Annotated in this window: 4 protein-coding genes and 2 pseudogenes; 3 read left to right on the forward strand and 3 right to left on the reverse strand. The window is 42.7% G+C overall.

From position 1 onward, the window contains the following. Positions 1-113, forward strand: a pseudogene (locus O9332_RS01865) (IS630 family transposase); the annotation flags it as partial. Between the two features lie 122 nt (positions 114-235). On the opposite strand, the gene O9332_RS01870 reads toward O9332_RS01865, so the two are convergent. Then, a complete protein-coding gene (locus O9332_RS01870) occupies positions 236-2,269 on the reverse strand; it encodes an N-6 DNA methylase (protein ID WP_288023425.1) in 2,034 nt (677 codons plus the stop codon). Between the two features lie 379 nt (positions 2,270-2,648). Continuing rightward, positions 2,649-3,740 carry a redox-regulated ATPase YchF gene (gene ychF, locus O9332_RS01875; RefSeq protein WP_002788451.1) on the reverse strand — a complete coding sequence of 364 codons (1,092 nt, stop codon included), beginning with the start codon at positions 3,738-3,740 and terminating at the stop codon, positions 2,649-2,651. A 112-nt stretch (positions 3,741-3,852) separates the two neighbouring features. On the opposite strand from ychF, the gene O9332_RS01880 reads away from it, so the two are divergent. Together O9332_RS01880 and O9332_RS01885 are read left to right on the forward strand one after the other, a co-directional pair. Continuing rightward, positions 3,853-4,002 carry a hypothetical protein gene (locus O9332_RS01880; RefSeq protein ID WP_196219792.1) on the forward strand — a complete coding sequence of 50 codons (150 nt, stop codon included), beginning with the start codon at positions 3,853-3,855 and terminating at the stop codon, positions 4,000-4,002. A 284-nt stretch (positions 4,003-4,286) separates the two neighbouring features. After that, entirely contained in the window at positions 4,287-6,320 is a 2,034-nt protein-coding gene (locus tag O9332_RS01885; RefSeq protein ID WP_288023428.1) for an elongation factor G, read from the forward strand. A 128-nt stretch (positions 6,321-6,448) separates the two neighbouring features. Here the strand turns inward: O9332_RS01885 and O9332_RS01890 are convergent. Continuing rightward, positions 6,449-6,744 (reverse strand): annotated as a pseudogene (locus tag O9332_RS01890) (RNA-guided endonuclease InsQ/TnpB family protein); the annotation flags it as partial.

Below are 6,744 nucleotides of genomic sequence, written 5' to 3' on the forward strand. Positions count from 1 at the left end.
CTCCTGATTTAAATGATATCGAACATGATTTTAGTGCATTAAAGAGGGCAAGAATGTATGCTCCTGTGGGGACACCCCTTGATGAAATTATTCGTACTTATTGTGTCGCCTAGTGTCTCGTTCTTATTTGAAATAACTATACATATCAGGACAGGCAAAAGTGGTAATAGATAATCAGTGTTTAATAACCGGATTTAGTATTAAGACTTGTTCTAAGCTTAACCTGCTTTTTGCCTTACTCAAATTGGCCAAGTAAAAGACTCATTTGGTTAACAACATTCTCACTTGCTTTTAACGCTTCTTTTCTAATTGCTTGAATTTCAGCCATACTTTTTGCTATTCTCTGCTGTTCAGATTGGGGTGGAATAGGCACTAAAACTTTAGACAAATCATCCCCTAAAATAGTAGGAATAGCATGACCTGTCATGTACCTTTTAATCTGACGCAAAAAAAAGTCTGTTCGCATATATACTAATAAAAACAAAGGCTCGACTCCCTGAATATTTCTTAATACTGAAAATCCATTTGAGCAAATTGCTCCGTCTTCATCTTCTGTGATTAGGGCTGTTGCTTGGCGTGGTGTTCCCGTACTTGCTCCTGAAATTGCTGTAATAATATCGCCTTTGTACAATCTATAAGTTGCGCGAGATGGGGCCTCATGTGCCTTGATTATTTGTTGAGAAACAACTTGCATTGTACGGTAATCAACATCGGAAATAGCGATATATCTAATTTCACTGTCCCTGGCTAAACGAAAATCAGCCGCCTCTCTCAAAATATCGGCAATTTCACCTAAAGGTTTCGCCCCAATAGATTTTAGATGTTCTAATAATTTTTGGTCATTGGGTAAATAATGTTCGGCATCCAGTCTCGAATTGAGCAGGGTGTTTTTAACTGTATAAATACAATCGCTGTTTTGTGCAAATTCGCCATTGATAAATGACCTAAAAGAGTGAGAAATATCATCTATATCATCGTCAACTATTGGCAAACCTGATTTTGTTCGGGCTATAACTCCCGACTCGTTGCGCTTATATATTGTTTGTCCTTTAACGTCATAGCCTATTTTTTTGATTTGTGCCATAAAACAAGAATCATGGTTTGCTGGTAATTTTTGAACTACCAAAAGTGATGTCTTGATTCCAGTGCCGTAGGGTACAAAGGCTTCCGGCGGTATGGAAACAACACCTAATATTTTTGTTTGGGAGCGCAACCAATACCGAATCGGTCCATTAGAGATATTTTGTAATAGACCATCGGGCAGAATAATCGCCATGCGCCCACCTGCCCGCAATAATTTTATAGATTTCTCAATAAATAAAATATCGGGCGACTGACCCGCTAAAACGGTTGGGGAAACTTGCCAACTATTGGACGCTGATTTATGCCATTTCCGGGCAAGAAGATATGATTGAAGAATTTTCTGGTCTTCTACTTTTCCTTTATTTCCGAAAGGAGGATTGGTCAAGATAACATCAAAAGAATTATTTAATTTTTCATCTTCGATAAGCGCATTAGTGCAGATAATTTCTGAACCTGTGCCACCTTCAAAAACTAAACGAATCATTCCCGAAAGGGCGACATCAGGATTAAATTCAATTCCTGTAATACTTTCTTGCACAAAACTTGCTATATTGAACTCTGGATTATTTTGTCGAACATGGTTGATTGCTTGAATTAAAAAACCACCACTTCCGCAAGCAGGGTCGATAATTTTTTCGTTTGGTTTGGGGTCTATCATTTCAACCGCAAGGCGGACAATTGGGTGAGGGGTAAAAAATTCTCCCCTATCTCCACGCTGGTGTCTATTTACAAAAGTCTGAAAGGCTTCACCTTTTATATCGCCAGATGTTTTAGTTAAATTAATGTACTGTAACCTGCCTACAATATAAGCAAGAGTCAAAGGTTTTAACTTGAATGTGTCATCGGTGAAAAATCCCCGATAATGATTCTTGATTGAGGTAAATAATTGACTGAGACGCGACATAAATTCATCGTACTTATTTGCTACGATGGCTTTATATTCACTTGCTGTAACGCCAAAATTTACAGATTGCTTGGCAGATTTTTCATCATGAAGTTTGATGATGATTAGTTTAACCATCTCGTGAAAAATCTTGTCTTTGAGCATTCCTTCGTTGGCGTAAATATAATTATGGCACTCTTCAAAAACTGCGGAAAGATTGTTAGAAGGTCGTAATTCCTGAATTTGCGGGAGTTTTTCAGGTAACAGGCTATCTTCGGAAAATAACAATCCTTGCTCTTTCATTTTTCCAGTTTGATTTGACCGTTTCCCCTTGCGGGTTGTTGAATAGATAGACTATTTTTAGCCTCGACTGCATTCCTACCAAACCAGTCTTTTAGTGAACAGAGAACATCGCCATCTTGATTAAACAAGAACTTGCCACTACACCTGATTATAGAATATAAATTAGAGGATGTCAAGAGATAAAAAATTCAGTTTTCAGTTTAATGTTAACCAAAGTGAGTAAAAAAAGCTGAGAGATTGTTGATGACAGAAATTCGGAGCATCTTTCAATTTGATAACGCCTATTGTAGGGCTAATTCATGAATTAGCCCTACAGCTATTGACAACGCCAAATTCAACCTTTTGATCAGGTGGCGGCGCTCACCTGATTTATTTTTAGCTAAACATTAAAACGGAATAGTAATACATCACCTTCTTGAACAATATATTCCTTGCCTTCACTTCTGACTAAACCTTTTTCTTTAGCAGCGCTCATCGTGCCACTATTAACTAAATCCTGATAAGACACGGTTTCCGCACGAATAAAACCCCGTTCAAAATCCGAGTGAATAACTCCGGCTGCTTGAGGTGCTTTCATCCCAGAAATAATCGTCCATGCGCGGGTTTCTTGGGGGCCAGTGGTGAGATAGGTACGCAGTCCTAATAACTCGTAGGTAGCTTTAATTAAAGATTTTAATCCCCCTTCTTCTACCCCTAAAGAACCGAGAAAATCTTTTCTTTCTTCCTCCGACAATTCCACTAATTCCGATTCTACTTGAGCAGAAACGATCACAACTTTTGCCTGTTCCTGTTGGGCAATTTGACGGACACTTTCTACCCAATCATTACCCGTGGCCAGATCATCTTCGCTCACATTAGCGGCATAAATAATCGGTTTACGACTCAATAAACCGAGATTTTTAATTAATTCTTCTTCCTCTTTGCTTAAATCCACTTTTCGCGCCGAAATACCGTCATTAAGACAAATTAGGATTTTTTCAAGTATAGCCAATTCTTCGGCGGCTTCCTTGCTATTTTTCGCCTGTTTGCGTAAACGTTCCACCCGCTTCTCCACCTGTCCCAAATCCGCTAGAGCTAACTCTAGATTAATCACCTCGATATCCCGGGCCGGATCCACGGAACCGGAAACATGAATAATATCATCATTATCAAAACAGCGCACCACATGAACGATCGCGTCCACTTCCCGGATATTAGCCAAAAATTGATTACCCAATCCTTCCCCCCGACTAGCACCCTTGACTAATCCGGCGATATCGACAAATTCAATCCGCGTCGGCACGATTTTCTCAGAATTAGAGATTTTAGCCAAAACCTCCAGACGTTCATCGGGGACGGATACCACACCCACATTCGGTTCAATGGTACAAAAGGGGAAATTAGCGGCCTCCGCCTTAGCATTAGCCACCAGAGCGTTAAATAGGGTGGATTTTCCCACATTTGGCAGTCCCACGATTCCAGCTTTCAACATAAAAATTGCTTGATAAACATCATCCCGACCTCTCACTATATCAGGCAACCTCTCGTTTTTGTAAATCCAGTTGAGGAGAAAGACTCTCGATAGTCAACAGCTTAGTTAACATTTGCTGAAAAAATTTTTCCTGGAGGTAGGAGACTCCGATTCAGGAGACTCCGATTCAGGAGACAGGAGATTATTTTTATTTATTCTCCCCATTTCCCCATTTCCCCACACCCCACACCCCACACCCCACACCCACGAAAAACTTATTTAGCAAACCCTAGTTAACATTTATTCAAGTTCCTTAACTAAAAGTAGGCGAGACTTTACAAGAGATTGCGAGAATGGGATGTAATGCTTGAGACTGAGTTAGGGTGAAGAGTAGGAAAGAATACACCTGTAGCACTGGGCAAAATTATGGCAAGACAGGCCTTTCGCTTCTAACTACGTCCTGAGAGTAATTTTCAGTGCTATGACAGTATATTTCCTAGGGCGATCGAGTGTAAATATCGCCCAATCGCCGCAACTAATCACTAAATCATTCTTGGGGGTATCTGTATGAATCAAAGTATCGGAGCAAACACCCGTAATGTGGCCCTTGTCGGCCCCTACTCCAGTGGAAAAACCTCCTTACTGGAAAGTTTACTTTTCGTAACAGGAGCCATCACCAGAAAAGGTAAAATTAGCGATCGCAATACCGTTGGTGATAGTTCCACGCAAGCGCGGGATCGACAGATGAGTGTAGAAGTTTCCGTTGCCCATAGTCAATACCAAGACCTAAATTTTACCTTTCTCGATTGCCCCGGTTCGATCGAATTTGCCAGTGAAACCTATAATGCCCTCGTCGGGGCCGGTGCTGCTATTATCGTTTGTGAACCGGTGGTCGATCGAGTTCTCACCCTGGCTCCCTTGCTAAAATTCCTCGATGATTGGGAAATTCCGCATCTAATCTTCATCAATAAGATGGATCGCTGTAATAGTCACTTTAACGAAGTCCTACAAGCTCTCAAATCCGTTTCTAGTCGTCCCCTCGTTCCCCAGCAATATCCTATCCGTCAGAACAACGAAACTATCGGATTTATCGATTTAATCAACGAACAGGCTTATCATTACCATGCTAACAGTCCCGCCGATCCTGTCGCTTTACCCGACCACCTCAAGGAAGAAGAACAGATCGCTCGACAAGAAATGCTAGAAACGATCGCCGAATTTGACGATCATCTTTTAGAAGAACTCCTCGAAGATATTAACCCCTCCCGGGAAGAAATTCTCCAAGACTTAAAACAAGAACTGGGAGCCGATCAGATAGTACCCGTGTTCTTCGGTATGGCGGAACGGGACTATGGTGTGCGTCATCTCCTCGCCGCTTTAGTGGAAGAAGCACCGGCCCCGACAATTACCGCCAATCGTCGCGGTCTCGATCCCAGTGCCGATGGGGACGCAGTGGTACAAATCCTCAAAACCTATTTTACTCCCCAGGGCGGTCGCCTCTCCCTAGCGCGAATCTGGCAGGGAACCCTTAACGATGGCATGGCCTTAAACGGTGTGCGGATTGGTGGTATCTATCGTCTCATGGGACAACAACAACAACCCCTACAGCAGGCCCAAGCGGGGGAAATTGTCGCTCTCGGTCGTTTGGAAGGAATCGGCACCGGAGACGTGGTTAGCAGCGGTAGTCAAAAACCAGATCTTCCCAGAGGATTACAGCTTAAACCCGTCTTTGCCTTGGCCATTGCCGCCGCCAATCGCAAGGATGAAGTGAAATTAAGTTCAGCTTTGACAAAACTGATCGAAGAAGATCCTTCCCTCTACTGGGAACAACACGGTGATACTAAAGAAGTGATTCTTTGGGGACAGGGAGAAATTCATCTGCAAGTAGCCCTCGATCGCCTAGCACGCAAGTATAATCTACCGATGACCACCCATTTACCCCAAGTTCCCTACAAGGAAACAATCAAAACCAGTACCAAATCCCACGGACGTTATAAACACCAAACCGGCGGCCACGGTGCTTTTGGCGATGTGTACCTGGATATTAAACCCCTGGCCCGGGGGGAAGGTTTCCAATTTCATGAAAGCATTGTCGGTGGTGTTGTCCCCAAACAGTATATCCCCGGGGTGGAAACGGGAGTGCGGGAATATCTCGGTCATGGTCCTTTGGGTTTCCCCGTGGTGGATATCGATGTCACCCTCACCGATGGTTCCTATCACAGTGTCGATAGTTCCGAACAAGCTTTTAAACAAGCGGCCCGTCTAGCGATGACGGAGGGACTGCCTAAATGTCATCCGGTCTTATTAGAACCAATTCTATCGGTGACGGTTCTCGCTCCCTCAGAATACACTGCCAAGGTTTTACAGTTAATCAGTGGTAAACGCGGTCAAATTCAGGGTTTTGAAGCTTCTGAGGAGTGGAAAGGTTGGGATCAGGTGACGGCCTATCTCCCCCAAGCGGAAATGCACGATTTGATCGTTGAATTGCGTTCTCTGACTATGGGGGTCGGTTTCTTCCGGTGGGATGAGGATCACCTGCAAGAAGTGCCGGATAAACTGCGCGATGCGGTTTTAGCTATGCAGGGTAATGGTAACAAGTAAAGTCTTCTTGGCTGTCACTAAAGTATAGGGATAAATTACCGAGAGATGGGCTTTTATTGGCTCATCTCTCCCTTTTGTGGCAAAAAATGACAGAAGGGTTCGATAAAATTAGCCTAGTGCTATAGTTACTAATTCTGTACGCAAATATTGCATCTAGAATTAGCTTTGTACGCTTTGACCCGTACTGGGTTAACTACGAACCTCTCTATCGGATTCCCGCTAAAGGCGGCCTCTCCGACTACCTTTCTTCCAATATTTAAGGAACCATTAATATCTGCTCCCTAGAAATAACCCGACGAGCTTCTGAATAGTCCTCTTTTAATTCTCTTGCCTAAATAGCTTTTTTGCTTTTGAATAGACTCTAAGTCCAAGAAACTACATTTAGAGGTATAGCTTTCATTAGTTGTTTTGACCTCTATTCCTA

Origin of the sequence: Microcystis sp. LE19-10.1B, assembly GCF_027530565.1 — a bacterium.
GTDB lineage: Bacteria > Cyanobacteriota > Cyanobacteriia > Cyanobacteriales > Microcystaceae > Microcystis > Microcystis aeruginosa.